Annotated in this window: 25 protein-coding genes; 12 read left to right on the top strand and 13 right to left on the bottom strand. The window is 64.3% G+C overall.

Translation table 11 applies throughout. The annotated features are described in order from the left end of the window. Window position 1: 1 nt before the first annotated feature. From ALVIN_RS11120 to ALVIN_RS11155, 8 genes are read right to left on the bottom strand one after another with little or no spacing between them, the layout of a single operon-like run. A complete protein-coding gene (locus ALVIN_RS11120; protein WP_012971423.1) occupies window positions 2-307 on the bottom strand; it encodes an STAS domain-containing protein in 306 nt (101 codons plus the stop codon). Between the two features lie 30 nt (window positions 308-337). Then, window positions 338-1,387, bottom strand: coding sequence for a protein-glutamate methylesterase/protein-glutamine glutaminase (locus ALVIN_RS11125; RefSeq protein WP_012971424.1), 1,050 nt, complete (start codon window positions 1,385-1,387; stop codon window positions 338-340). A gap of 9 nt (window positions 1,388-1,396) precedes the next feature. After that, on the bottom strand, window positions 1,397-2,632 hold the full coding sequence (locus ALVIN_RS11130; protein ID WP_012971425.1) for a methyl-accepting chemotaxis protein: 1,236 nt from the start codon (window positions 2,630-2,632) through the stop codon (window positions 1,397-1,399). Next, a complete protein-coding gene (gene cheD, locus ALVIN_RS11135) occupies window positions 2,629-3,240 on the bottom strand; it encodes a chemoreceptor glutamine deamidase CheD (protein WP_012971426.1) in 612 nt (203 codons plus the stop codon). The genes ALVIN_RS11130 and cheD overlap by 4 nt, the downstream gene beginning before the upstream one ends. Window positions 3,241-3,252: 12 nt before the next feature. Continuing rightward, window positions 3,253-4,101: a CheR family methyltransferase gene (locus tag ALVIN_RS11140; protein ID WP_012971427.1), complete on the bottom strand. Its 849-nt coding sequence runs from the start codon at window positions 4,099-4,101 to the stop codon at window positions 3,253-3,255. A gap of 11 nt (window positions 4,102-4,112) precedes the next feature. After that, window positions 4,113-4,616: a chemotaxis protein CheW gene (locus tag ALVIN_RS11145; RefSeq protein WP_012971428.1), complete on the bottom strand. Its 504-nt coding sequence runs from the start codon at window positions 4,614-4,616 to the stop codon at window positions 4,113-4,115. Between the two features lie 42 nt (window positions 4,617-4,658). Then, entirely contained in the window at window positions 4,659-7,052 is a 2,394-nt protein-coding gene (locus ALVIN_RS11150) for a chemotaxis protein CheW (RefSeq protein ID WP_012971429.1), read from the bottom strand. Between the two features lie 32 nt (window positions 7,053-7,084). After that, a complete protein-coding gene (locus tag ALVIN_RS11155; protein WP_012971430.1) occupies window positions 7,085-7,450 on the bottom strand; it encodes a response regulator in 366 nt (121 codons plus the stop codon). A gap of 254 nt (window positions 7,451-7,704) precedes the next feature. On the opposite strand from ALVIN_RS11155, the gene mfd reads away from it, so the two are divergent. After that, window positions 7,705-11,187: a transcription-repair coupling factor gene (gene mfd / locus ALVIN_RS11160; RefSeq protein WP_012971431.1), complete on the top strand. Its 3,483-nt coding sequence runs from the start codon at window positions 7,705-7,707 to the stop codon at window positions 11,185-11,187. 11 nt (window positions 11,188-11,198) lie between these two features. Here mfd and ALVIN_RS11165 read toward each other — a convergent pair whose 3' ends face one another. Then, window positions 11,199-11,486, bottom strand: coding sequence for a hypothetical protein (locus tag ALVIN_RS11165; protein ID WP_148217500.1), 288 nt, complete (start codon window positions 11,484-11,486; stop codon window positions 11,199-11,201). Between the two features lie 368 nt (window positions 11,487-11,854). On the opposite strand from ALVIN_RS11165, the gene ALVIN_RS11170 reads away from it, so the two are divergent. Beyond that, window positions 11,855-12,169 (top strand): hypothetical protein, encoded by a 315-nt coding sequence (locus tag ALVIN_RS11170; RefSeq protein WP_012971432.1) that lies wholly within the window; start codon window positions 11,855-11,857, stop codon window positions 12,167-12,169. Window positions 12,170-12,171: 2 nt separating this feature from the next. Here ALVIN_RS11170 and fur read toward each other — a convergent pair whose 3' ends face one another. After that, entirely contained in the window at window positions 12,172-12,588 is a 417-nt protein-coding gene (gene fur / locus ALVIN_RS11175; RefSeq protein WP_012971433.1) for a ferric iron uptake transcriptional regulator, read from the bottom strand. Between the two features lie 174 nt (window positions 12,589-12,762). On the opposite strand from fur, the gene ALVIN_RS11180 reads away from it, so the two are divergent. The 3 genes from ALVIN_RS11180 to ALVIN_RS11190 all read left to right on the top strand — a co-directional run bounded on the left by ALVIN_RS11180 (window position 12,763) and on the right by ALVIN_RS11190 (window position 14,907). Next, a complete protein-coding gene (locus ALVIN_RS11180; protein ID WP_223295210.1) occupies window positions 12,763-13,221 on the top strand; it encodes an outer membrane protein assembly factor BamE in 459 nt (152 codons plus the stop codon). Between the two features lie 173 nt (window positions 13,222-13,394). After that, window positions 13,395-13,583, top strand: a complete 189-nt coding sequence (gene hemP / locus ALVIN_RS11185) for a hemin uptake protein HemP (RefSeq protein ID WP_012971435.1) — start codon at window positions 13,395-13,397, stop codon at window positions 13,581-13,583. Window positions 13,584-13,596: 13 nt separating this feature from the next. After that, window positions 13,597-14,907 carry a DUF2325 domain-containing protein gene (locus tag ALVIN_RS11190; protein ID WP_012971436.1) on the top strand — a complete coding sequence of 437 codons (1,311 nt, stop codon included), beginning with the start codon at window positions 13,597-13,599 and terminating at the stop codon, window positions 14,905-14,907. 30 nt (window positions 14,908-14,937) lie between these two features. Here ALVIN_RS11190 and ALVIN_RS11195 read toward each other — a convergent pair whose 3' ends face one another. Continuing rightward, window positions 14,938-15,342 (bottom strand): cupin domain-containing protein, encoded by a 405-nt coding sequence (locus ALVIN_RS11195; RefSeq protein WP_012971437.1) that lies wholly within the window; start codon window positions 15,340-15,342, stop codon window positions 14,938-14,940. A 371-nt stretch (window positions 15,343-15,713) separates the two neighbouring features. On the opposite strand from ALVIN_RS11195, the gene ALVIN_RS11200 reads away from it, so the two are divergent. Genes ALVIN_RS11200 through ALVIN_RS11220 form a run of 5 tightly spaced genes read left to right on the top strand, consistent with a single transcriptional unit; the run spans window position 15,714 to window position 20,232 of the window. Further along, a complete protein-coding gene (locus ALVIN_RS11200) occupies window positions 15,714-17,834 on the top strand; it encodes a TonB-dependent receptor plug domain-containing protein (protein ID WP_012971438.1) in 2,121 nt (706 codons plus the stop codon). A gap of 23 nt (window positions 17,835-17,857) precedes the next feature. Beyond that, entirely contained in the window at window positions 17,858-18,604 is a 747-nt protein-coding gene (locus ALVIN_RS11205) for a MotA/TolQ/ExbB proton channel family protein (RefSeq protein ID WP_012971439.1), read from the top strand. Further along, a complete protein-coding gene (locus ALVIN_RS11210) occupies window positions 18,594-18,989 on the top strand; it encodes an ExbD/TolR family protein (protein ID WP_012971440.1) in 396 nt (131 codons plus the stop codon). Before ALVIN_RS11205 ends, ALVIN_RS11210 begins: the two co-directional genes overlap by 11 nt. Beyond that, window positions 18,986-19,408, top strand: coding sequence for an ExbD/TolR family protein (locus tag ALVIN_RS11215; RefSeq protein ID WP_012971441.1), 423 nt, complete (start codon window positions 18,986-18,988; stop codon window positions 19,406-19,408). Before ALVIN_RS11210 ends, ALVIN_RS11215 begins: the two co-directional genes overlap by 4 nt. Continuing rightward, the gene (locus ALVIN_RS11220; RefSeq protein WP_012971442.1) at window positions 19,408-20,232 is read left to right on the top strand and encodes an energy transducer TonB; all 825 of its coding nucleotides are present in this window, start codon (window positions 19,408-19,410) and stop codon (window positions 20,230-20,232) included. Before ALVIN_RS11215 ends, ALVIN_RS11220 begins: the two co-directional genes overlap by 1 nt. A 93-nt stretch (window positions 20,233-20,325) precedes the next feature. On the opposite strand, the gene ALVIN_RS11225 is transcribed toward ALVIN_RS11220, so the two are convergent. Both ALVIN_RS11225 and ALVIN_RS11230 read right to left on the bottom strand, forming a co-directional pair. Continuing rightward, a complete protein-coding gene (locus tag ALVIN_RS11225) occupies window positions 20,326-21,378 on the bottom strand; it encodes a DUF4198 domain-containing protein (RefSeq protein WP_012971443.1) in 1,053 nt (350 codons plus the stop codon). A 51-nt stretch (window positions 21,379-21,429) separates the two neighbouring features. Next, window positions 21,430-21,744 carry a hypothetical protein gene (locus ALVIN_RS11230; protein WP_012971444.1) on the bottom strand — a complete coding sequence of 105 codons (315 nt, stop codon included), beginning with the start codon at window positions 21,742-21,744 and terminating at the stop codon, window positions 21,430-21,432. 173 nt (window positions 21,745-21,917) lie between these two features. Here ALVIN_RS11230 and ALVIN_RS11235 point away from each other — a divergent pair, with 173 nt between their 5' ends. Then, entirely contained in the window at window positions 21,918-22,172 is a 255-nt protein-coding gene (locus tag ALVIN_RS11235) for a FeoA family protein (protein WP_012971445.1), read from the top strand. Then, window positions 22,165-24,699 (top strand): ferrous iron transport protein B, encoded by a 2,535-nt coding sequence (gene feoB / locus ALVIN_RS11240; protein ID WP_012971446.1) that lies wholly within the window; start codon window positions 22,165-22,167, stop codon window positions 24,697-24,699. The genes ALVIN_RS11235 and feoB overlap by 8 nt, the downstream gene beginning before the upstream one ends. Window positions 24,700-24,817: the final 118 nt, after the last annotated feature.

Below are 24,817 nucleotides of genomic sequence, written 5' to 3' on the forward strand. Positions count from 1 at the left end.
CTCAATCGAGTTGGAAGAGTTTGTCGAAATTGGCGATCTTGAGCACCCGGCGCACCTCTTCGCTGCTGCCTGCGATGCGCACGCTGCCGGGATGGCTGCCCACGTGCTCACGCAGCAGGAGCAGCATCCCCAGGGCCGAACTATCGAGATAGGACGCCCGGGTGAGATCCACGACGAACTTCATGGATCCAGGGGCGATATTCTGATACGCATTCCGGAAGTCTTTGTGCTGCGCAAAATCGAAACGCCCGTCGATGGAGATGGTCACCACGCCCTTCTCTCGATCGATACGTGATGTGACGCTCATTCATACACTCCTGATCAATAACACTTCTGTTCAATGTTTGCGCTTGGCCGTCAGCCCCTTGAGCAGGGCAGCGGCAATGTCCCGCAGGGGCAGCACCTCGACGGCACCGCCCCGCTTGACCGCCTCGCCGGGCATCCCCCAGACCACACTGGTCGCCTCGTCCTGGGCAATGGTGTGCACGCCGAGATCGTACAGTTCCTTGAGTCCCTGAGCCCCATCGGCGCCCATGCCGGTCAGGAGCGCGGCGGCGGCATTGGTGCCGGCGGTCTTGGCCACCGAGCGGAAGAGCACATCGACACTGGGCCGATGGCGATTGACGGGTTCGCTGCGGTCGAGCCGACAGACATAGCGCGCGCCGTCGCGGGCGAGCTGAAGATGGTAGTCGCCCGGCGCGATATAGGCATGTCCCAGCATGATGCGATCGCCATCGGCGGCCTCTTTCACCACCAGTCCGGTCTGACGGTTCATGCGCTCGGCGAAGGCGGTGCTGAAACCGGCCGGAATGTGCTGGGCGATGACCACGCCCGGCGTGTCGGGCGGCAGGCGCATCAGCACCTCCTTGATCGCCTCGGTGCCGCCGGTCGAGGCGCCGATGGCCAGAACACGATCGGTCGTGCGAAACGACGGGATGGCGCGTGGCTGTGATTCGGTCGTCATCGCCGGCGCCACCTGCAAGGGCCTGACCCGGATGGTCGCGGCTATCCGGATCTTTTCGATCAGCTCGTCGGCATATTCGCGCATCCCGGCGGCGATCGGGCCATCGGGCTTGCGCACGAAATCCACTGCACCCAGTTCGAGCGCGTGCAGCGTCACCTCGGCCCCGCGCTCGGTGAGCGAGGAAACCATCACCACCGGCATCGGGCGCAGCCGCATGAGATTGCGCAGAAAGGTCAGCCCGTCCATGCGCGGCATCTCGACATCGAGCGTGAGCACGTCGGGATCGAGCGCCTTGATGCGCTCGCGCGCCACATAGGGATCCTGGGCGCTCCCCACGACCTCGATGTCGGGGGCGGACTCCAGGATCTCGGTCAGCAGCTGACGCATCAGGGCCGAGTCGTCGACGACGAGAACACGTATCATCTTCGATCCTCAAAAGAGCTCGATGTCGCCTTCGTCCATTGAGCTCTGGCTTACGGCACGATGGGCGGTGGCCACCAGATCGGCGTGCAGTGTCTCCAGTCGAATCCTGGCCTGATCGATATCGTCGATCGAACGGACCTGTCCGAGCGGAATGCGCCGCAACTCGGCGACGAAGCGATCCATGAGTTCGATGCGCACCTCGGCGCGCTCCAGCACCTGACGGGCGATGTCCTCGAATTGTAACAAGCGCACCGCCGCGCCGACATTGCTCTGGAGCCGGTCGACGATCCGGTTCAGTTCGTCGAGGCCCACCGCCATCTGGGCGTTGAGTGACTGGACCTGTTCGATCATGTCGTCCATCGAGCCCTTGGCACTGATGGAGGCGTTCATGTCCTGCGAGGCCATGCGGCCGACGATCTCGCGGGTCTCGGCGAAGACCGACTGCGCCTGCACGACCTGCTGGCGGATATGATCGTTGAACTCGGAGGCGTCCTGGGAGAGCTTGCGGACTTCCTGCGCCACCACCGCAAATCCACGTCCGGCCTCGCCCGCGCGCGCCGCCTCGATGGCGGCATTGAGCGCAAGCAGGTTGGTCTGACGGGCGATGCGCTTGGCGCCATCGAGCTGCTCGAAGATGTGGGCCATCTGCGCCGAGAGGTCATCGATCTGATTGGCCACATGGACGCTGTGCTTGCCCATATCGATCAGGCGCTCGACGTTCTGGGCGAGCAGTTCGCTGTTGGCTTCGAGGAAGTCGTTGACATCGATCAGCTCGCCCTGGGTCTGCCCCGTCTGATCGGTTCTGGAGATCAGGTTCATCACCAGACGCTGCTGCGCCCTGGACTCGTCCGAGAGGCCGTTGAAACTGGCGTGGAGGTCGCCGGCGGCGTGGCCGATCAGATCCCTGGCCTGCCGGACCGAGTCGCGCAGCTCGTCCATCAGCGGCGCGAAGAGCTGGTCGGTCTCGACCACCAGATCCCAGAACGCACGCTCGTCCGGACTCTCCTGACGGCCGCCTTCGTATCGTGCGGACGTCCGGGCCGCGTGGCCCGTCGCGTCACCGCTCGCCCCCAGCACGAGCCACAGCGGCCAGATCGCCGCCAGCAGCAATACCGCGACCCAGGCCGGAACCAGCCCCGGCCACAGCAGCACCTGAAGCAACGCCACCAGACCGAAGAGCAACGGCGGCCAATGTGACCTGAAGGTCTCCAGTATCGTCCCGACTCGAATCCGTGCCGCATTCATGAAAACAGCTCCACCTCGCCCTCGACCTTCGCCCGACGCAATGTCTCACTGTAACTGAGCTCGCGCTCGATGATGGTGTCGTTGTGCATGCTACGCAGTTTCTTGACCAGGACACGACCGCTGGTCGGAAAGAAATAGACCTTGCGCGGATAGTTGCCCAGCAGATCCTGGGCGACCACGGGGATACCCTCGGTGGTCAGATAATCGATCACGAACTGAGCGTTGCGTTCGCCGACGACATGGTTCTTGAAACCCGGCAGCACATTGCCGCCGCCGAAGACCTTGGCTTCCAGGTTCGAGCGCCGCGCACCGAGCTTGATCAATTGGTTGATCAGGATTTCCATCGCATAGTCGCCATAGCGCATCGAACGACTGAAGCGCTCGTTCTCATCGCGCTTGTCGTCCGGCAGCATGAAATGATTGATGCCGCCGATGCCCCGGATCCGGTCGCGGATACAGGCTCCGACACAGGAACCCAGCACCGTGACCATCAGGATCTCGCGTGTCGAGACATAGTACTCGCCCGGCAGGATCTTGACCGCATCCATCTCGAAATGGCGGTCGTAGTAGAGATTGGGTGCCAGGACTTCCTCGAATCCATGCTGCATAGCGGTCCCATTTCAGTTTGTGTGCACGGGAGCGTAGACCGTCTTGCCCCGCAGACGAAAGAGATTGGCCACATGCGCCAGACTCTCGGAGTGTCCGACGAAGAGTAATCCGTCCGGACGCAGCAGCGGGTGGAAACGCGACAGGATCTTCGCCTGTGTCGGCTTATCGAAGTAGATCATGACATTGCGGCAGAAGATGGCCTCGAAGGGTTCGCGTATCGGCCAATGCTCGCTGAGCAGGTTGAGCGGCTGGAACTCGATCAGGGCGCGCACCTCGGGCCGTACCCGTGCCTGACCGGCTCGCGCCCCCTTGCCGCGCAGGAAGAAACGCTTGAGCTGGGCCTCGGGCAGTTTCCCGACCCGGTCCATCGCATAGATGCCCTCGGCGGCCTGGCGCACCACGTTGGTGTCCAGATCGGTCGCCAGGATCCTGACGGGCGGCGTCCAGGAATCGAACGCCTCGATCAGGGTCATGGCCATCGAATAGGGTTCCTCGCCGGTCGAGCAGGCCGAAGACCAGAGCCGGACCGGACGCCGGCCCTGGCGCCTGGCCTCCAGCGCGAGTTCGGCCAGCACGGGGAAATGATGCGACTCACGGAAGAACGAGGTCAGGTTGGTGGTGAGCGAGTTGGTGAAGTGCGGCCACTCGTCCGGATTGGAATCCAGGAAGTCCAGATACTCCTCGAAGGTGGTCAGGCCGGTGGCGCGCAGACGCCGGGCGATGCGGCTGTAGACCATGTCCATCTTGGCCGGACTGAGCGAAATGCCGGCGTGCTCATAGATCAGACGCCGGATCTGCTCGAAGTCGCGTGACGTGAAATGGAACTCACGCTCACGGCTCACCGCCGCGCGCTCTGCCATATCGCCGCCGCTCAGGCCACGGCCAGATGGGACTGGTCGACCAGTCCCATCTCCTGGCTGGTCATGAGCCTCTCGATGTCGACCATGATGATCATGCGCTCGTCGAGCGTGGCCAGACCGTCGATGTAGGCCGTGTCCAGCACCGAGCCGAACTCGGGTGCGGGCCGGATCTGATCGCCGCGCAGCGCGATGACGTCCGAGACGCCGTCGACCACCAGTCCCACGATGCGTCCGCTGATGTTGAGGATGATGACCACCGTGAATTCGTTGTACTCGACCTGCCCGAGATGGAACTTCAGACGCATGTCGATGATGGGCACGATGATGCCGCGCATGTTGATCACGCCCTTGATGAAGTCGGGCGAGTTGGCGATCTTGGTCACGGCGTCATAGCCGCGGATCTCCTGGACCTTGAGGATGTCGATGCCGTACTCCTCATCGCCCAGCGTAAAGGTCAGATACTCACGCGCGCTGTCGGTCGCGACCGCGCTGCCCTCCCGGCGCTCGTCGTTCATGGTCTCGGTCTCCCCTTGTCTCGTTTGAGTATTCGATCTCGACTAGCCGCCGGCCCGGCGGTTGAGCCGGACCAGGGCATCGACGTCCAGGATCAGGGCGACGCGCCCATCGCCCATGATGGTGGCCCCCGAAACGCCTTCCACCTTGCGATAGTTGGTCTCCAGGCTCTTGATGACGACCTGATGCTGGGCGACCAGTTCGTCGACCAATACGGCGGCACGCCCCTCGTTGGTCTCGACGATGACCAGGATGCCATCGAGCAGGTTCGGCTCGGGGCGGCCGCTGCTGAAGACATCGTGCAGACTCACCAACGGCAGATATTCGTCGTTGATCTGGACTACGCGCCCTTTGCCGACGACGGTCTTGAACTGCTCGGCGCGCGGCTGGATCGATTCCTGGATCACGGTCAACGGCAGGATGAACATTTCCTCGCCCATGCGCACCGAGAGTCCGTCGAGGATGGCGAGCGTCAGCGGCAGGCGGATGGTGATGTGCGTGCCGCGCCCGGCCGTCGAGTCGACCTCGACCCGGCCGTTCATGTCCTCGATGTTGCGCCGCACCACGTCCATGCCGACACCGCGCCCCGAGATGTCGGTGACGCGCTCGGCGGTCGAGAAGCCGGCGTGGAAGATGAGCTGCCAGACATCCTTGTCGGACGGGTTGTCCGGCATCGGGATGCCCTGCTTGGCGGCCTTGGCGAGCAGTTTCTCGCGCTTGAGTCCGGCGCCGTCGTCACTGACCTCGACCACCACGCTGCCGCCGCGATGGCTGGCGCGCAGCACGATCTCGCCGGTCTCGGGCTTGCCGGCGGCCAGACGCGCCTCGGGGCGCTCGATGCCGTGGTCGATGCTGTTGCGCACCAGATGGTTGAGCGGATCGGCCAGACGCTCGATCAGCCCCTTGTCGAGTTCGGTATCCTCGCCGATGAGCTTGAGCGTGACCCTTTTGCCGAGACTGGCCGCCGTGTCGCGCACCACGCGCGGGAAGCGATTGAAGACGAAGCTGATCGGCATCATGCGGATCGACATCACCGCTTCCTGCAGATCGCGCGAGTTGCGTTCCAGGTTCGACAGCCCGGCCATGATGCGCTCATGGACGACCGGGTCGAGTCCGGCCGCCGAGTCGGCGAGCATGGCATGGGTGATGACGAGTTCGCCGACCAGATTGATCAGTTGGTCGACTTTCTCGACGCTGACGCGGATGGACGAATCGGTCGTGGCCGGGCGCTTGGGCGCGTTGCCGGCACGGCTCTCGCGCTCCATGGCCGGCGATGCTGCCGTTGATATCGGTGCCGAGGCATCGTCGTCCAGGCGTGACTCGGGAGAGCCGGGTGCCGAATTGAAGAGTCCATACCCGCGTTCATCGTCGAGCCGCTCCTGGTGCGCCACGGCGGCCACTCGATCCATGCCGGGGCTGCCGCCGAAGAGTCCATAACCCGAGTGCTCCTGATCGAGTGCGGCCTCGGTGCCGGGGGCGTCGCGGAAGAAGCCGTAGCCGTCGGACTCCAGGATCTCGATCTGAAAACCGAACGCCTGGGTCTGGTCGGGAGTCGAGTCCGAGGCGCCGTGCTCGGTTCCGGGCGCGCCCTCGAAAAAACCATAGCCGAGTTCGTCCTGATCCGGCTCGGTCGCCGATGCGGCCGCGCCGAACACGGCGTCGCCTTGCAGACCGGGTGCATCGGTGAAAAAGCCGTAGGCGGTCTCGGTTTCCGCCTCGGTCTCAGCAGGCGCTTCCGGTGTCTCGATCGTGTCGATCTCGACCTGCCCCGGCTCGCAGATGAAGGCCAGGATCTCTTCGATCGCGCCGCGTCCGGCTGCCGATGTCAACTGCCACAGGCAGCGCTCGGTCTCGCCGGCACCGATGTCCTGGATCCGGCCCAGCTCACCCAGCGCCTCGAACAGGGCGCGACGTTCATCCGGCGTGCCCTGACCAATGCCGGCCGGCTCGAACGCGAGACGCCAGTGCGTGACGGATGACTCGGCCTCGACCGTGCCTGTCGGCCGAATCTCGCCCGCAGACGACGCCGGAACGTCTCCCTCAGCATCGTCCGCACGCGCCAGCCGTTCCAAGTGCTGGCAGACCTCGGTTACGCGCGAATCTTCGTACTCCTCGCCTTCCTGATGGGCCTGGAGCTGGGACTTGAGCACATCGCCGGCCTGGAGGAAGGCATCGACCATCTCGACCGTTGGGGCCAGTTCCTGCTTGCGCAGCCGATCGAGCAGGGTCTCCAGTATATGGGTCACTTCGGCCATGTCGCTGAAACCGAAGGTGCCGGCCCCGCCCTTGATGGAATGCGCGGCGCGGAAGATGGCGTTGAGGGTCTCCAGATCCGGCGCTTCGACGTCCAACTCCAGCAACAGGCTCTCCATCGCGGCCAGGTTCTCGCCGGCCTCCTCGAAGAACACCTGATAGAACTGACTCATGTCGATGCTCATGACCCCTCCCCCTCAGCTCTGGCGCGGCGCGTTCAACCGATCACTTTGCGGACGACTTCCAGCAGCTTGGCCGGGTCGAAGGGTTTGACCAGCCAGCCGGTCGCGCCGGCTGCCCGGCCCTGACTCTTCATGGCGTCGCTCGACTCGGTGGTGAGCATCAGGATGGGCACCGACTTGTAGGTCGGCAGGGCGCGCAACTGTTTGATGAGGCTCAGTCCGTCCATGCGCGGCATGTTCTGGTCGGTGAAGATGAGATCGAACTTGCCGGAGCGTGCCTTGTCGAGGCCGTCCTGTCCGTCGACCGCCTCAGTGACCGCATACCCCGCCTCCTTCAGCGTGAAGGAGACCATCTGTCGGATGGACGCCGAATCGTCCACGGTTAGAATCGTCTTAGCCATGTCGTTGGATCCTTGAGAATTGCGATGAGTCCGATCGCCGACGCCTCGACGGCGCCGGTCGCTCGATCAAAGGAGTAATACTGAAGATTTGCGCCACGGTTGTCGACCGTCGATGAAAGAAGATTCACGCCCAACGGGGTTTGCCCTTATATACCGGTGACTCGGACGAATGCCAGTCCATGTGCGAAAATCCGGCGTGAAAATTGGCTCGTCGGGCCTGTCCCCTCCGCTAACCCGAGGTCGTTTGCCGCACGATGTCGTCGCCTTCTCCATCCGAATCGCACTCTCCGCTCGATCCACCGCTGCCGCGCCGTCCGGGCGAGCGCCGGCTCTGGGGCGGACTCCATGGCGCCGGCACGGCCCTGGCCATCGCCGGTGCCGCTGAGCGGCATCCCGGACTGGTGCTGGTGGTGGTCGATGCCGTCCAGACCGCCGCGACCCGGCGTGCCGAGCTTGGATTCTTCCTGGACGGAGGCGAGCGGCCGATCCTCGACTTTCCCGACTGGGAGACCCTGCCCTACGACGTCTTCTCGCCGCTACCCGAGCTGGTCTCGGAGCGGCTGCTGACCCTGCATCGCCTGCCGACGCTGGAGCGCGGCGTGCTGATCGTCCCGGTCGCAACCCTGATGCAACGTCTGCCGCCGCGCGACTATGTCGATGGGCATTCGCTGGTGCTCGCCGTCGGCGATCGACTCGATCTCGACGCCACGCGCCGGCGGCTGGAGCGGGCGGGCTATTCGTGCGTCTCGCAGGTCATCGGGCATGGCGAATATGCGGTGCGCGGCTCGCTGCTGGACGTCTTCCCGATGGGCAGTCAGGTTCCGCTACGCATCGACCTGTTCGACGAAGAGGTCGAGAGTATCCGCGTTTTCGATCCAGAGACACAACGCTCCAGGGACAAGCTCGACCGCATCCGGCTGCTGCCGGCGCGTGAGCTGCCGCTCGACGAGGAGGCCATCGCCGGTTTCCGTCAGCGCTACCGGGCCGCCATCGCCGGCGATCCGCAGCGCAGTCTCATCTATCGCGAAGTCTCCAAGGGTCAGGCGCCGGGCGGGCTGGAATACTATCTGCCGCTGTTCTTCGAGCAGACGGCGACACTCTTCGATTATCTGCCCGAGGATACGTTGGTCGTCGAGTCGATCGCGTGTCGCGAGACGGCGCGCATCTTCTTCGAGAACGTCGAGCAGCGCTACGAACAACGGCGGCATGACGCTGAACGTCCGCTGCTGCCGCCGTCGCAGCTCTATCTGCCCCCCGAGGAACTGGCCGGGCGGCTCAACCGGCTCTCGGGCGTGCTCCATCAGCCGGACGCGGCCGACGCGCGGCGCAAGGGCTATGCCGATGCCTGCAACTTCGCCACCCATCCCCTGCCGCCGCTGACCATCCAGGCGCGTGCCGCGCAACCGGCGCAGGCTCTGCTGGGTTTCCTCGCCGACGGCGAGCGGCGCGTGCTCTTCGTCGCCGAGAGCAGCGGACGGCGCGAACTGCTCGCCGAGCAGCTCAAGGGCTTCGACATCCACGCCCGTCCGGTGTCGGGCTGGCGGGCGTTCCTCGACGGCGACGCCGCGCTCGCCCTGACGGTGGCCCCCATCGAACAGGGTCTGCTGCTCGAAGACGCCAGGCTCGCCGTCATCACCGAAAGCCAGCTCTATGGCGAGCGGGTGCGCCAGGAACGGCGTCGACGCGAGCGCGAACGCGACAGCGACGCCATCGTCCGCAACCTCACCGAGCTGACCGAGGGTGCGCCCGTGGTCCACGAGGAACACGGCGTCGGACGCTATCTGGGACTCCAGACGCTGGAGGTCGGCGGCCTGACCACCGAGTTCCTGACGCTCGAATACGCCAACGGCGACAAGCTCTATGTCCCGGTCAGCGCGTTGCAGTTGATCTCGCGCTACACCGGCGCCTCGCCCGAGAATGCGCCGCTGCACCGGCTCGGCGGCGATCAGTGGGAGCGGATCAAGCACAGGGCGGCGCAGAAGGCGCACGACGTGGCGGCTGAACTCCTGGACATCCATGCCCGGCGCGCGGCGCGTCAGGGTGTGGCCTTCCCTGAGGGCGGCGAAGACTATGCCGCCTTCGCCGCCGCCTTCCCGTTCGAGGAGACGCCTGACCAGCAGCGCGCCATCGAATCGGTGCTGGCCGACATGGCCGATCCCAAGCCGATGGATCGCGTGGTCTGTGGTGACGTGGGCTTCGGCAAGACCGAAGTCGCCATGCGCGCGGCCTTCATGGCGGTGCACAGCGGGCGTCAGGTCGTGGTACTGGTGCCGACCACGTTGCTGGCGCAACAGCATTTCGAGAACTTCTCCGACCGCTTCGCCGACTGGCCGGTGCGCGTCGAGAGCCTGTCGCGCTTCCGTACCGCCAAGGAACAGAAAGCGGTCCTGGACGGACTGGCCGATGGCACCGTCGACATCGTGGTCGGCACTCATAAACTGCTCCAGCCGACGATCCGCTTCAAGAACCTAGGTCTGGCCATCATCGACGAGGAGCACCGCTTCGGCGTGCGTCACAAGGAGCAGTTGAAGAACCTACGCAGCGAGGTCGATGTCCTGACGCTCACTGCCACGCCGATCCCGCGCACGCTCAACATGGCCATGTCCGGTCTGCGCGATCTGTCGATCATCGCCACCCCGCCGGTCGAGCGTCATCCGATCAAGACCTTCGTCAGTCCCTGGAACGACGCCCTGGTCCAGGAGGCCGTGCTGCGCGAACTGAAACGCGGCGGTCAGGTCTACTTCCTGCACAACGAAGTCGAGACCATCGAGAATCAGGCCCAGAAGCTCGAAGCCCTGATCCCGGAGGCACGGGTGGCGGTCGCCCATGGTCAGATGCGCGAACGCGAGCTGGAACGCATCATGCGCGACTTCTATCACCAGCGCTCCAACCTGCTGGTGTGCACGACGATCATCGAGAGCGGCATCGACGTGCCCTCGGCCAACACCATCCTCATCAACCGCGCCGACAAGCTGGGTCTGGCCCAGTTGCACCAGTTGCGCGGTCGGGTCGGGCGCTCGCACCATCGCGCCTACGCCTATCTCATCACGCCGCCGACCAAGGCCATGACGGCGGATGCGAAAAAACGGCTGGAGGCCATCGAGTCGATGGAGGATCTGGGCGCGGGTTTCACGCTGGCGACTCATGACCTGGAGATCCGCGGCGCGGGCGAGCTGCTGGGCGACGAGCAGTCGGGGCAGATCACCGAAGTCGGCTTCACGCTCTACATGGAGCTGCTGGAACGCGCGGTCGAGGCGCTGAAATCAGGACGCGCACCCGAGCTGGATCGCCCGCTCGACCACGGCACCGAGATCGATCTCGGGATTCCGGCACTGCTGCCGAGCGACTATCTGCCGGATGTGCAGGCGCGGCTGGTGCTGTACAAGCGCATCGCCGGCGCACGGGATCGTGAGGAACTGCGCGAATTGCAGGTGGAGATGATCGACCGCTTCGGCCTGCTGCCCGAACCGGCGAAGAATCTGCTGGAGATCACCGAACTCAAACTCTTGGTCCAGCCTTGGGGTATCCGCAAGATCGAGGCGGGACCGGCGAGCGGGCGTCTGCTCTTCACCGAATCGCCCAGGATCGATCCGGCCAGACTCATCGGTCTGATCCAGAGCCGACCCAAGGAATACAAGCTGGAAGGCGGTGACAAGCTGAAGTTTTTCCGTGACATGGCCGAACCCGGCGCGCGGATTCGCGAGGTTCGGCGCATGCTGGAGCCGTTGCTGGCCTAGCCATTCGGTCTTCAGTTGCGCGGCTGTGGCCGTGCATAGAACTCGCCGCACCGCAAGCGATAGACATCAATGAGCTGGCGCATCTGCTCGGCAACCGCTTGGGCGGTCTGAAAGTCGGTATAGAGCCCTGGATCCGTCGTTTCCGGTTCCGGGGTCGGCGCCGACAACCGTATCGCCATGATGCCCGGCTCATACCAGCCGATTCGCTCCGGGCCTTCGACATGAAGGATCGACAGCGCCGGGTACATCGGGTACATGGTGACAGCGCGTCTGGTTGCGACATGGTGGCCGGATTTCATAGCGATCCCCCCTGAAGGTCGTTGTCCTGATGACCTTCAGGAGCGAATACCGTGCCAGCGGCGAAATCTTCGATCCCCCGGCGAATCTGGCACAGACGACACACTGAAACCGTCACGCAACACGCACGAAGCGACGAATTTTCGACACTGATGCCCCGCGAACGACGTAGCTCCGACGCCACTGTTGCAAGGTGGTCATCCATCCGGGACGCGACAGCCGGATCGCGCCGATGGCACCGCGAGTTTCGTGAACCACGCAACAGTCCGGCGCGCGTTCGCGGTCTATGCTTACCGAGGATGACACCGCCTTGGCACGGGTGTTTCAGGGTCGAGCGGGAATCCTGTCCAATCACCGAGGAATCCGAGAGATGGCCACCGAGAACAGACGCCTGCTGATTGCGATCGATGCCGAGATCCGCGAGATCAACCGCGCGACCATCAACCCGCTTTTCGAAGAGCTCAAGCTCTCCGACCTGACCCCCGTGATCGAAATGGTGGCCAAAGCCCGCGCCAGCTATCTGCGAGCGCTCTACGACATCGCGCTCAAATCCCCGGATGGGCAGCCGGACGCGGCCGACATCGAACGGCTCGGCACCCTGCGCCGGATCTATGAGGAGCTCGTCAAGGGCACCCAGGCGCTGGAGACGGCCATCGAGCGCGAATATCTGGACGTCGTCCGGTAGGCTCAGCGCTTGCCCTGACAGTTCGGGCAGAGGCCGTAGACCACGAGTGAGTGGTCTTCGATCTTGAAGTGATGCTCGGCGGCAATGCGTTTCTGGCGCGTCTCGATCGTGGGGTCGAGGAACTCGACGATCGCGCCGCACTTGATACAGACGAGATGATCATGGTGCTCGCCGCTGTTGAGTTCGAAGACGGACTGCCCGCTCTCGAAGTGACGGCGACAGACGAGGCCGGCCCCCTCGAACTGGGTCAGCACGCGATAGACGGTGGCCAGACCGATCTCCTCGTCCTGACTCAGGAGTTCCCTGTAGACGTCCTCGGCACTCATGTGGCGCTTGCCACTGTGCTCGAGGATGCTCAGGATCTTGACGCGCGGCGCCGTCACCTTGAGTCCGGCCTGCTTGATCTGTTCGTTTTCCAACTGAATTCTCCGGGTCACGGGCCGACACGACCGACTTGGACGATCGCACTCGGCCACTTGGATCAGCGCCCCCTGTGATCCAGGAACGACGCTACGGTATGATGCTCTGATTTAGCGCAAAGTCGTGATCAGGACAAGATGCGAAAGATTTTCAGTTTTCCAATACTGGGCTCCATGATGGTCTCGATCGCCATCGCGGGATGCGCGCGCGACACCAAACCGGACGAGACGCAGACCTCGGTCCTGGAGACGCTGCCCTTCGTCTACAAGATGACGGTCCAACAGGGCAACATCCTCACCGAGGAGATGGTCGATGCGCTCGAACTCGGCATGACCAAGCGTCAGGTCAACTTCGTGCTGGGCACGCCGCCGCTGGTCAGCTTCTTCCATGCCAATCGCTGGGACTACACCTATACCATCAAGCGCGGGCATCAGCCGATGGAGCAGCGCAATCTGACGCTCTACTTCGAGGACGATCAGCTGGTGCGTATCGAAGGCGATCTGCAACCGAACCCGACGCGCGCCGCCGCGCGTACACCCGAGCAGATCCTGATCGAAGTGCCTGATTACGAGTCACGCGAAGGTGTGGTCCGCCGCAGCCTCAGGGGACTTGGACTGGACCCCAAGGACTGAAGACGGCGCACCGCCGAGGCGCCCCCTGAACACCAGCAAAAATGAGAACGACATGCATTGATAATTGACAGGCTCGAACTCAGCGCTTACTCTTTAACGCGAATGATTGCTATTTGCCAGCCATCCGGCTGCTCCGTCATCAATCACCGTGCAAACCAGCTGAGAGCCTGACGATGCCTACGACCACACCAGCCGCCAGTCGCCGTCCCGAGCACCTCCACAAGAGCGCACTGTCCCCGATACCGCGCACCATCGACGTCCGGTCACTGCTCGGCAACGATCCATTCGTGATGATCGAGCACGGTGATTGTCGCTACGTCCTGCGGATGACCCGCAACAACAAGCTGATTCTGACCAAGTAAGGAGCGGCGTCCCATGCACGAACGCTCCATCCTGGACATTGCCGCCCCGTCCGGGCGAATGCCTCCCTACGGTGATGCACGCCACGCGCGGCAGGAAGTGGCCATACCGCCGCTGGGGAGCCGTCGCCGCAAGCTGTGGGAGATTCCGCACAAGTATCACTGCCCCATCATCGGCACCTGCCTGGACGTCGGCGAGCTGAGGCGCTTGGGCGCGCGTTTCAGCTGGCGTAAACAGGAGCGACCGAGTGACTACGAGATCCATGTGAGCTTCGTTGCCGCCGCCGATGAGCGCAACGACCTCTCGCAGGCTACCTACAAACTGCTGGAGAAGAAATACACCGGCGTCGTCGGGCGCTTTACCAAGGCGCGCTCCACCGAGGAACTGCTCGCGCTCTGGACCGAGGCGCTCGGCGCCGGCGAGGTTCCAGGTGCGCTCTGGGCCGTCATGACGCACCCCCGGGCGGATGCCGTCGTGATGTCCTTGGTCTATGAAGACATCCACATGATCTCGCACCAGATCGGGGCCGGTCAGCGGGCGGATCTCAAGGCGCTCTCCGAGACGCGCCAGGAACTCGCACGCCTGAAACGCGACTTCGAGACGCAGCAACGGCGTGCGCGTGAGCTGGCCGATGGACGTGAGCGCGAGATCGCGCGGTTGAGCGAGCGGCTGGCGCACTGTGAGGGTGACTGTGAGCGGTTGCGCGAGCGCGAGTACAGCCTCAGCGAACGTCTGAAAGCCAGCGGTGCGGAGACCTACCAGCAGGCTCTCGATGAACGCGACGCCCGTCTCGCCCAGCTCGAAGAAGCACTGTCGGCCAGTGAAGCCCGCACCGCCATCTGGCGGGAGAAGCACGCCCTGGCGCAGACCGAATGCGAGCGGCTCGCGCAGTTGGCCCAGGAGCGTGCGGCCGACTGCGAAGCGCTGGAGCGGCTCGTCCTACAGTCCGGCGCCGCGTCCTGTGAGGACTGTCCCAACGAACGCTGCGCCCAGCGCGCCGACTTGGGCGGCCGACTCGTACTCTGCGTCGGTGGACGCAAACCACTGGTCGAGCAGTATCGGCGCCTGGTCACCGGCTGCAATGGCCGTTTCGACCATCACGACGGCGGACTCGAGGACAATCAGCGTCGCCTGGAAGCCATGCTCGCGTCCGCTGATGCCGTGGTCTGCGCGGCCGATTATGTCAGCCATGACGCCTATTACCGGACCAAACGCTTCTGCAAGCGCTGCGAGAAGCCGCATGTGCTACTCGGCAGCTCGGGTGTATCGGCCTTTGCGCGGGCGCTCGAACAGGTGGCCGGCTATGCGGCACCCGCGTCGCATTGACGCAGGCGGAGCCTCCCGGCCACGCCGGACTCAGACGCCGGCGTCCGCCGCGATGTTCGCGCCCGGCCGGTGCCCATGCCGCAAACGGCGCCCGCGTCCCAGTTCCAGCACGGGTGAGCCGAAGAAGGCCAGTACCGTCAGGTCTTCCTGGATATCGAAGAAGGCATGATCACAGGCCGCATGCACATACATGATCGTGCCCTGCTGGACACGGTGCTCGGTCTCTCCGATGCGCAGCTGCCCCGTGCCCTCCAGCACCAGATAGAGTTCGTCCTCTTCGTGGGCGCTGGCCATGTCCCTGGAACCGACCGGGATGTGGTAGATGGCGCAGGACAGCGACGGCGTGCGCAGGAACTCCTTGAAGTTGACGCCCTGACGCTCGACCTTGGCGAGCAATTCGTCGAGCTGGAAGACTTCCCAATCGCTCTCTTGCATGGGTATAAACCTATAAAAACAGTTTGTTATCGGTGATCGAGACGACTCCGACGATAGCAAGAGACGCTCCACCAAGCAACTGAGAAGGATTTGCATGCGTATCCCTTCTCATCTTGCGCCTCGGTCTCGGGACGGTTCCTTGGAGGCGAGCGCCCATCGCTGCGGCAAATAGGCGCGTACATGTTCGACCAGGATCTGCTGGGCACGCGGCCTCTCAAGCGCCTCAGGATCACGGACATCGATATTGAAAATACTCAATCACAAATGCGAATTATTGTGATTAAATGTCGATGCGATTCTGAATTCACTGCCGCGTGCTCTGCGGTGATGTCCGTGACCACAACGAACCCCAGACGCAAGGAACAGATCCCATGCGCCGTCTATCCGCCCAGTCGCCCGGACGCTCGCCGATCCGTCTCTCCGTCCTCTTGACACTGAGCAGCGCCTGTCCGATCACTGTGCTCGCCGGCGAAGACTCGATCGAACTCCCGACGGTCTATGTCACCACCGCGACGCGCACCCAGCACGATATCGACACCAGCCCGGCGCCGATCCAACTGATCGATTCCGCCGATATCCAGGCCGCCGGCGCGACCACTCTGCGCAACATCCTGGATCTGGCGCCGGGCGTCTATGTCAGTCCATCCGGCACCAACCTGCAAATCCGCGGTCTCGGCGGGTCGGACACCCTGTATCTCATCGATGGCCGTCGCGTCGAGGGCGAGTTCAGCAACAGCTTCGAGCTGGAGCGTATCCCCGCCACCATGATCGACCGCATCGAGATCGTGCGCGGTCCGGCCAGCCTGCTCTATGGTGCCGATGCACTCGGCGGCGTGGTCAACATCATCACCAAGCCGCCGACGAGCGGACTGGAGGGTAGTGTCGACCTCCAGTACGGCGCAAACGACCGGGGTGCCGGCGAGCGCGCCCAGTTCGCGGCGGATCTGCGCGGCGGCAGCGAAGCGCTCCGCTTCAGTCTCTACGCCAGCCGACTGAGCCGTGACCCCTACTCGGAGCGCGAGACGGCACGCGTGACCGTCCCGCAATCCGGGACTCAGGTCGCCCCATCCAGGCATTCGAACGCACGGATCAGAAACGGACTCGCGGACAGCTATGAAGTGGACGTGGACTATCGCGATCAGGCCGACGTGGATACGGTCGGCGGTGCGCTCGAATGGCGGATGACGCCCGACCTCAAGCTCAGGTTCGATCTCAATGCGATGCGCGAGGAACGTGAAGGCACCTACATCAGCAGCCGCTACGCGACCAATTACACGGCCTCGGGCAAGACCCTCCAGGCCGCCGACATCCCGGCGCGCCAGTATGACGACAACGAGCGCCTGGACACCGCCCTGACGCTCGACTGGTCGGTGCTCGACAGACTCGACCTGCGCTATCGGCTCCAGTACAGCCGTTACGACAAAGACCGCGTGGCCTACGCCATCCATTATGCCGACCTCGGCTATGCGACCCGGAACGACTCGGCGAGCGCGGTCAACCAATCGACACTGACCCAATGGGTCAATGAACTCACGGCTACCTGGCGACCGGCCGAGGGACATACCCTGGTCGGCGGTCTGGAGCATCGGGAGAACGACGTCGAATCGACCGCTTACACGGCTGACACGCGCACCTTCGATTCGGCCTTTCTGCAGCACGAATGGCAGCTCCGGCCGAATCTGAACGCCGTCTATGGCGCTCGCTACGATGATGACTCGGTCGGCGGCTCGCACCTGTCCTTCCAGGCCGGCGGTGTCTGGACCCTGGCTCCGCTCGCACGGCTACGCGCCAACTTCGCCCAGGGCTACAAATCACCGGACGACCGCAGTCTCTATGTCGATCAGGTCAATCCCCAGGGCGTCGCCATGCTCGGCGCCGAGGTCATCAGCCCGGACCAGGGTAAGACCAGTGCTCACAGCCTGGATCCCGAGTCGAGCGATACCTTCGAGATCGGACTCGCCGGTACGGCCAGGCGCTGGGACTATGGCCTCACGCTCTTCCACACCGAGGTCACAGATCGCATCGAGATGGTGCGCGAGGGGAGCGGTCTCCTGACCTACAACACCTTCCGCAACATCAGCGAGGCCCGTATCCAGGGCATCGAGGCCGAGGGTTCGATCAGTCTGACTCCGGATCTGCGCGCCCGCGTCGCCTTCACCCAGCTCAGCACCGAGAACCGCAGCACCGGGGATCCATTGCTCAACACCCCGGAGACGCTGGCCACCCTGACCCTGGACTATGCCCCCAGCGCGGACTGGCTGCTCCAGGCCATCGTCCGCTACACCGGGGAACAGGATTACTCGGGACGGACCGGCATCGAGACGGCCGCCGGCTACACCCTGGTCCATCTCAAGGCGAGCTATACCCCGGCCGGCCTGACGGGCGTCGAGCTCTATGGCGGCATCGACAACCTGTTCGACGAAGCGATCGACCCCGGTCTGGGGTCGGATCCCGGCCCCTACGCCTATCTCGGCGCACGCTACGCCTTCTGATCCAACATCGACATCAGCCGACCATGACCGTCTCATCCTCCCCACCGCAGATGCCATCGAATCCAGGTATCCTGGACAGCGCGCAGACTCAGCTCCATGACCTGCTCGGCATCGGCGGCCCGGTGCTGCTGGTGCTGGGTTTGCTGTCCGTGGTGGCGCTCGCCATCGTGCTGCTCAAGCTCTGGCAGTTCCATCGTCTGCGGCTCGACCGGCTCGCACCCGTGCGGGAATCACTGCGTCGCTGGCAGCAATCGGACGCCAGGGCGGCGATCGCCGTGGTCGCCGGACGCACGCAGCCCGTGGCGCAGCTGGTGCATCTGGCACTGGTCGGTCTGCACCGCCCCCAGGTCGACATAGCGCTGCTGCGCGAGGAACTGACCCGCGTGGCCAGCCTTCACCTTGAACGTCTGCGCAGTCATCTGCGCGCACTGGAGATCATCGGCACCCTGAGCCCCCTGCTGGGCCTGCTGGGCACGGTGCTGGGCATGATCGAGGCTTTCCGCCAACTCGAGACGGCCGGCAGCCAGGTCGATCCCGCCATCCTCTCCGGCGGCATCTGGCAGGCGCTCCTGACCACGGCGGTCGGACTCACGGTCGCCATCCCGGTGGTGATCGCGCATACCTGGCTGGAGCGCCGGGTCGAGCGTTGCGCTCATCAGATGGAGGATGCCGTCACCCTGGTCTTCACCCGTGGACTCAAGGCTCCAATGCCGACCACGGAGGAGCCTCAGTCCGTCAGGCGCGTGCGCGAGGTCGGCCATGCGGCTTGATCTACCGCGCTCGCGTGCCGGTCGCGGCCTCGGTCTGACACCGCTGATCGACGTGGTCTTCATCCTGCTGCTGTTTTTTCTGCTGGCCTCGCATTTCGATCGCTGGCGGACGCTGCGGCTGGATACCGCGCCGGCCACCGCCGGCGAACAGGACGCGGATCGCCCATCCGTACTGAGGCTGCGTCTGCACGCGGACGGCACTCTGGATATCGATGGCGTCGCGCTGGATCCGGGCCACTTGAAGCACACCCTCGAAGACTATCGAGCGCGTCGACCGGATGTCTCCGTGGTGCTGGAGGCCGAGGCCGAGGTGCGTCTCCAGCCGCTGGTCGGCCTCATCGATACCGTCACCGCCGTCGGCATCAGGGAGTTGAGTCTGAGATGAAGCTCGTTCGCCGGGATCCGCGCCCTCGGCGCGAGGATCATCTGATTCCGCTCATCAATGTCATCTTTCTGATGCTCATTTTCTTCATGATCAGCGGACAGATCCGTTCTCAGGAGCCAATCCGCGTGAATCCGCCGGTCTCCGAGCAGCAGGCGAGTCGTGAGGCGAGCGAGTACGTCATCATGCTGGATGCCGACGGACGGATGGCGGTCGGCAACCGGCTCGTCTCGCGCGAGGCGCTGCACGAGCGGCTCGTTGCCTGGCAAGCGGCCACGGCCGCAGACGGGTCGATTGCCGGAATCACCCTCAAGGCCGACGTCGCCGTGACCGCTGGCCGGTTGCGCGAAACGCTCGCACTGCTGGAGACCGCCGGTATCGAGCAGGTCGAGCTGATCACGCGCGCGACCGGCAAACCCTGATGGAGATCCGTCGACATCACTGGCTGGTCGCGGTCTCGGCGGCGGCGCTGGTCCATCTGGCCGTGGTCGCCGGCGTGCGCCATGAGCCGCGACCATCGCAACCGGCCCCTGTGATCATTCGGTTCGGCGCGCCGGGAGCACAGGAGGCGGCGGCGGGCGGCGGCGAGCCGACCCAGTCCATCGGGCCTGCCGGAGCCTCCACCGCACCCATCGCCGCCACGCCCGCCTTGGGCGAACAGGTTGCCGCCAAGGTCGTCGAGCCGACCCGAACCGAAGTCGCGCCGCCCAAGCCGAAACCGAAACCAAAGCCCCAGACAAAAGCGATCGCAAAACCCAAACCTCAAGCCGCCAAACCCAGCCGACCGACAGCTGTCGCGAGCACCCGCACCCAAACGTCAACCGGGCCTCAAGCCAATAACTCCAACTCGATCGCGGGCAGACGCCCGGAGGGGGCAGGCCAGGGTGGCGGCGTGAGTGGCGGTGGATCGGGCAAGGGCGGAAACCGACACGGCCAGGGATCGGGGGCGGGCGCCCTGGGTATGGCGAACTACCACGGCACCCTGGTCGCCTGGCTCAATCGACACAAGCGCTATCCAAGCCGCGCCCAACGCCTGCGTCAGGAGGGTACGGTCAGGGTGTCGTTCACCATCGATCGTAACGGGCGTATCCTGTCGCATCGGATCGTCACCAGTTCCGGTCACGCACTGCTGGATCAGGAAGTCCAGGCCATGCTCAAGCGTGCCTCGCCAGTGCCGGTCCTACCGTCCGGCATTCGCGAGTCACGACTCACCATCACGGTGCCGATTCGGTTCAGTCTGCGTTGATGTCCTGTCTGTTCCGATCATGACGCATCGCAATTGACGAAGCCGGAGCTTCGTCACCGGATCAGGGAGCGCGCTATCGATTGGCGGATCGGTTTATTGCCCCTTCAGGCTCACCAGCGTCTCGAACAGACCGCCGTCGACCAGCCCCGTGTCCGGAAGGCCATGCGTGCGCTGTACGATCTTCAGCGCTAGGCGGGTCTGGGGCCCAAGGTTGCCGTCGATCGAACCGCTATAGAGCCCGATCCCGCGCAGGGCTTCCTGAACCTGCCGACGCTGAGACTCACTGAGTCCCTGGTCGAAGCGTCTGGCCTCCTCCGTCGTTGCGGCGACGAGACGCGCCCCGCCGGCCACACCCCCGGCATCAAGCGCACGGGCATTGATCCAGATCACCGCGTCCTGAGACAGCTCCTTGCCCTCATGCTCCTTCACCGGCCCCGAGCCGAGACAGGCGAAGCCCCAGACACCCGGAGCCGGGATGCCGAAAGTGAAGAGACCATTGGCGTCGGTGATGGCGACGATGGCCGTGTCCGGCACATCCCCCCTGGGCGCCTTGTCGAAGGCATTGGTTTCCATGTCGATGCCGGTGTTGATGTACTCGATCTCGCACTCCACACCGGCCGCCGGCTTGCCCTTCGAGAGTAGCTGACCGCTGAAGGTGCCGCCGGCGAAAACCTGATAGGGCTTGTTGAGCGGCACGATCTCGGTCGGCAGCCCCAGCGGCTCGCTCCAGCTGGTGGGCATGGCGCCCTTGTTCACATAGGACTTGGTGATCTGCTGGATGTAGACGCCCTCGCTCTCCTCGTGATACGGCGTCGGCACGACCACGAAGACATAGTCACCATTGCGCCGGATCCGGTAGCTGGCTTCATAGGCCGCCGCCGTGTTGTCCGGCCCCTGCCAGGTGATCGGTTTGAGACTGTCCTTGAGGTCGGTCTTTTCCTCCTTGAACTGGACGAAGAATTCGACCGGCTCGCCCATGTCCATGACATGACCGTTCTCCATCGGATGACCGAAGACCAGCTTGAGATCGATCTCGGCCGGATTCTCCAGCATGACCTCGGGCGTGTAGAGCAGTTGAAAATGCGCCTGCGCGGCCCCGACGCCCAGGGCAGCGGCAGAGGCGAGGAGTGTAATGGACGGTTTCATGATGTGTTGACTCCACTGTCGAGTGAGAAAGAACGATCGAAAGCCGACCGACTACTCCAGGATGTCCTTGCCCTCGATGGTGATCTCATGACCCGGACCGGCCTCGAAGACGACCCGATAGTCACCCTCCGGCTTGTCGAATTCGAACTCACTGTTCTCGCTCATGACGCCCTCGTGGATGAGGTTTCCGCCGGCGTCCAGCACCCGCATCTTGACACCCGAGGCCGAGGAGCCGTCGGAGAAACCGCCCTCGCAGAAGACGGTGCCGTCACCGTTGTCGTAGCAGGAGCACAGCGGGGTGTGGGCCAGGGCCTGGCCGGTTGCGAGACCGGCCGCAAGCAGAAGGGCGATTGGGATCTGACGCATGATGAATCTCGTGTCGTTGGAATGAATGCGAATCGATGGCAGCCGCCATCCGGAGCAAAACCATACCGCAAGGAGCGATATAGCGCAAATAACAATCCTTATCATTTGCGTTAAGTTGGCGTAATACGTAGAATTCGCATTCATCAGCGATCACCCGAGTCGTCCTATCCCTCATGCCCAAGTCTCCAGACCGATCGACCCGTACCCTCAACGACATCCGCCCCGGACACCGCACCCGTATCCGCCGCCACCTCGGACGCGGGGCCGTGCGCCAGCGGCTCATGGATCTGGGGCTCATGCCGGACGTCGAGATCGTCCTGGTGCGTAGCGCGCCCCTGGGCGATCCCATCGAGATCAAGCTGGAGGCGGCCAACGTGACCCTGCGTCGCCGCGAGGCCGCGACCATCGAGGTCTTCGACGATGAATGACCGTAACGACATCCTGGTCGCCCTGGCCGGTCAGCAGAACGCCGGCAAGTCGACGCTCTTCAATGTGCTCACGGGCGCGCGTCAGCACGTAGCCAACTACCCAGGGGTCACAGTCGACAAGAAGTACGGCCAGTACAGCGACGCCGAGGGTGTGGTGCGCACGGTCGACCTGCCGGGCACTTACAGCCTGACCTCCTTCTCGCTCGAGGAACGGGTGGCGCGTGAGTTCCTGCTCCAGGAGCGCCCGGATGTGACGGTCAACGTGGTCGACGCCTCGAACCTGCGTCGCGCGCTGCACCTGACGCTCCAGATCCTCGAAATGGAACTGCCGGTGGTGCTGGCGCTGAACATGATGGACGTGGCCGAGGGGCGCGGGCTGCGGATCGATCAGGAGGCGCTGGCCGAGCGACTCGGTCTGCCTGTGGTGCGCACGGTCGGACGCAAGGGCGAGGGGCGCGAACCACTGCGCGCGGCGATCCGGGCGCTCGCCCGCTCCGGCGAACGCCAGCCGGCGCGTGTAAGCGTCGACTATGGCCCACTGGATCCGGATATTCAGGTTCTGACGAGCGCCATCGCCGCCGCACCCGAGCTGGCGGGCATCCCGAGCCGCTGGCTTGCGCTCAAACTGCTCGACGACGACACTCAGGCCGCACAGCTGACCGCCGAGCGGCTGGATGCCACGCACACCGAGACCCTGCTTCAGGAGGCCGCGCACCGACGCGCGACCTTCGAGCAGGAATATGGCCTGGACGTCAGCGATCACCTGGTGAGCTGCCGCGAGCGCACCGTCGGCCGGCTGCTCGACGGCGTTCTCGTGGGCCGCGAGGGCAACCGCCCGACCCTGACCGAGCGCATCGACTGCGTCATCCTCAATCGCGCCGCCGCTCCGGTCTTCCTGGTGCTCACGGTGTTCCTGATCTACCAGATCGCCATCGTCTGGGGCTATGAGCTGACCACCTACACCTGGCCGTTCCTGGCCAGGGCGCGCGAGCTGATCGCGGGCCTGCTGCCGGCGGCCGGTTTCCTAGTCGATCCCTATACCCGCGACATCGGGCTGTGGCTGGTCGACTCGGCCAACACCCTGCTCAACTATGTCCCCATCTTCCTGATCCTGTTCGCGCTGATCGCCATGCTCGAGGACTCGGGCTACATGGCGCGCATCGCCTTCATCCTCGACAAAGTGCTGCATCGCTTCGGCCTGCACGGACAGAGCACGCTGCCGCTGATCCTGGGCGGGGTCTTCGCCGGCGGCTGCGCCGTGCCCGGCGTCATGGCGACCAAGGGCATCCCGGACCATCGCGCGCGCATGGCCACCATCCTGACCGTGCCCTTCATGAACTGTCTGGCCAAGGTGCCGCTCTACACCCTGCTGCTCGGCATCTTCTTCGTCGAGGACAAGTCGCTGATGATGTTCTACATCTCGACCATGACCATCATCTTCGCCCTGCTGGTCTCCAAGCTGCTCACCAAGACCGTGCTGCGCGGTCACGAGACCTCGCCCTTCGTGATGGAACTGCCGACCTACCATCTGCCGACGGTCTCGGGCGTGCTGCGCCGTGCCTTCGAGCGCACCTGGGTCTATGTCAAGAAGGTCGGCACCATCGTGGTGGCGGTGGCGGTGGTGGTCTTCACGCTACTGCAATTCCCTGGCATCTCCGACGAGCGCCTGGCCGACTACGAGCAGCGGGGCCGCGCCGCCGTGACGGCCTTCCAACAGGCGATGGCCGGCAATGCCTATCGTGAGGTGGCGACGGCTGCGAACATCACCTCGCTGCTCAATGTCTACAACGACTACAAGCGCGCCAAGCTCAATGCCAAGGGGGCGGACGCCTCCAGTGCCGTCGACGCGCATTTCGCGCGACTCAACCCGGATTTCCTGCCGCTGATCTCGCCGCCCAGGGGCGACAAGGACGCCCGTCAGGCCAGCCGCGCCCTGCGTGACATGGACTCGGCGCGCAAGACGCTGCGCCGTGAAATGAAGGAAGAGCGCATCACCAACTCGCTGCTCGGGATGATCGGGCGCGGCATGGAGCCCGTGACCCAGTTCGCCGGCTTCGACTGGAAGATCAATGTCGCCCTGCTGTCGTCCTTCGCCGCGCGCGAGAGCAGCGTCGCGACCCTGGGCGTGCTCTTCCAGCAGGACGCGGATCAGAACGCCACGCTCGAGGCGCGCATGGGGGCCGAGACCAGGGCGGCCGGCGCCACGGCTCTCCTGGGCACATCCATCATCCTGTTCTTCGCGCTCTATCCGCCCTGTCTGGCGACCACGGTCATGGTCAAGGTCCAGACCGGCTCCTATAAGTGGATGATCTTCTCCATCGTCTTCCCCACGCTGCTCGGGCTGGGCGTGGCCAGCGCCGTCTACAGCATCGGGCTGGCCACCGGCACCTCAGGCATCGAGATGATGAGCTGGACCTATTTCAGCGCCCTGGCCCTGCTGCTGACCCTCGGCCTGTTCGGTGGACGCGACGGGCGCGCCCGACATCCTGTTCTTGAGTCACCCGCTGATGGAGGGCTACGCGCATGAGCACGACCGTTCAACCCATGCCGATCACCGAGCATACGCAAGTTTCGACGGCCGAGACCGTGGTCAATACCACGACGCCGCTCGGCTGGGTCGACATCGCCGCTGTCGCCCTGATCGT

It is taken from the genome of Allochromatium vinosum DSM 180 (genome assembly GCF_000025485.1).
Taxonomy (GTDB): Bacteria; Pseudomonadota; Gammaproteobacteria; order Chromatiales; family Chromatiaceae; genus Thermochromatium; species Thermochromatium vinosum.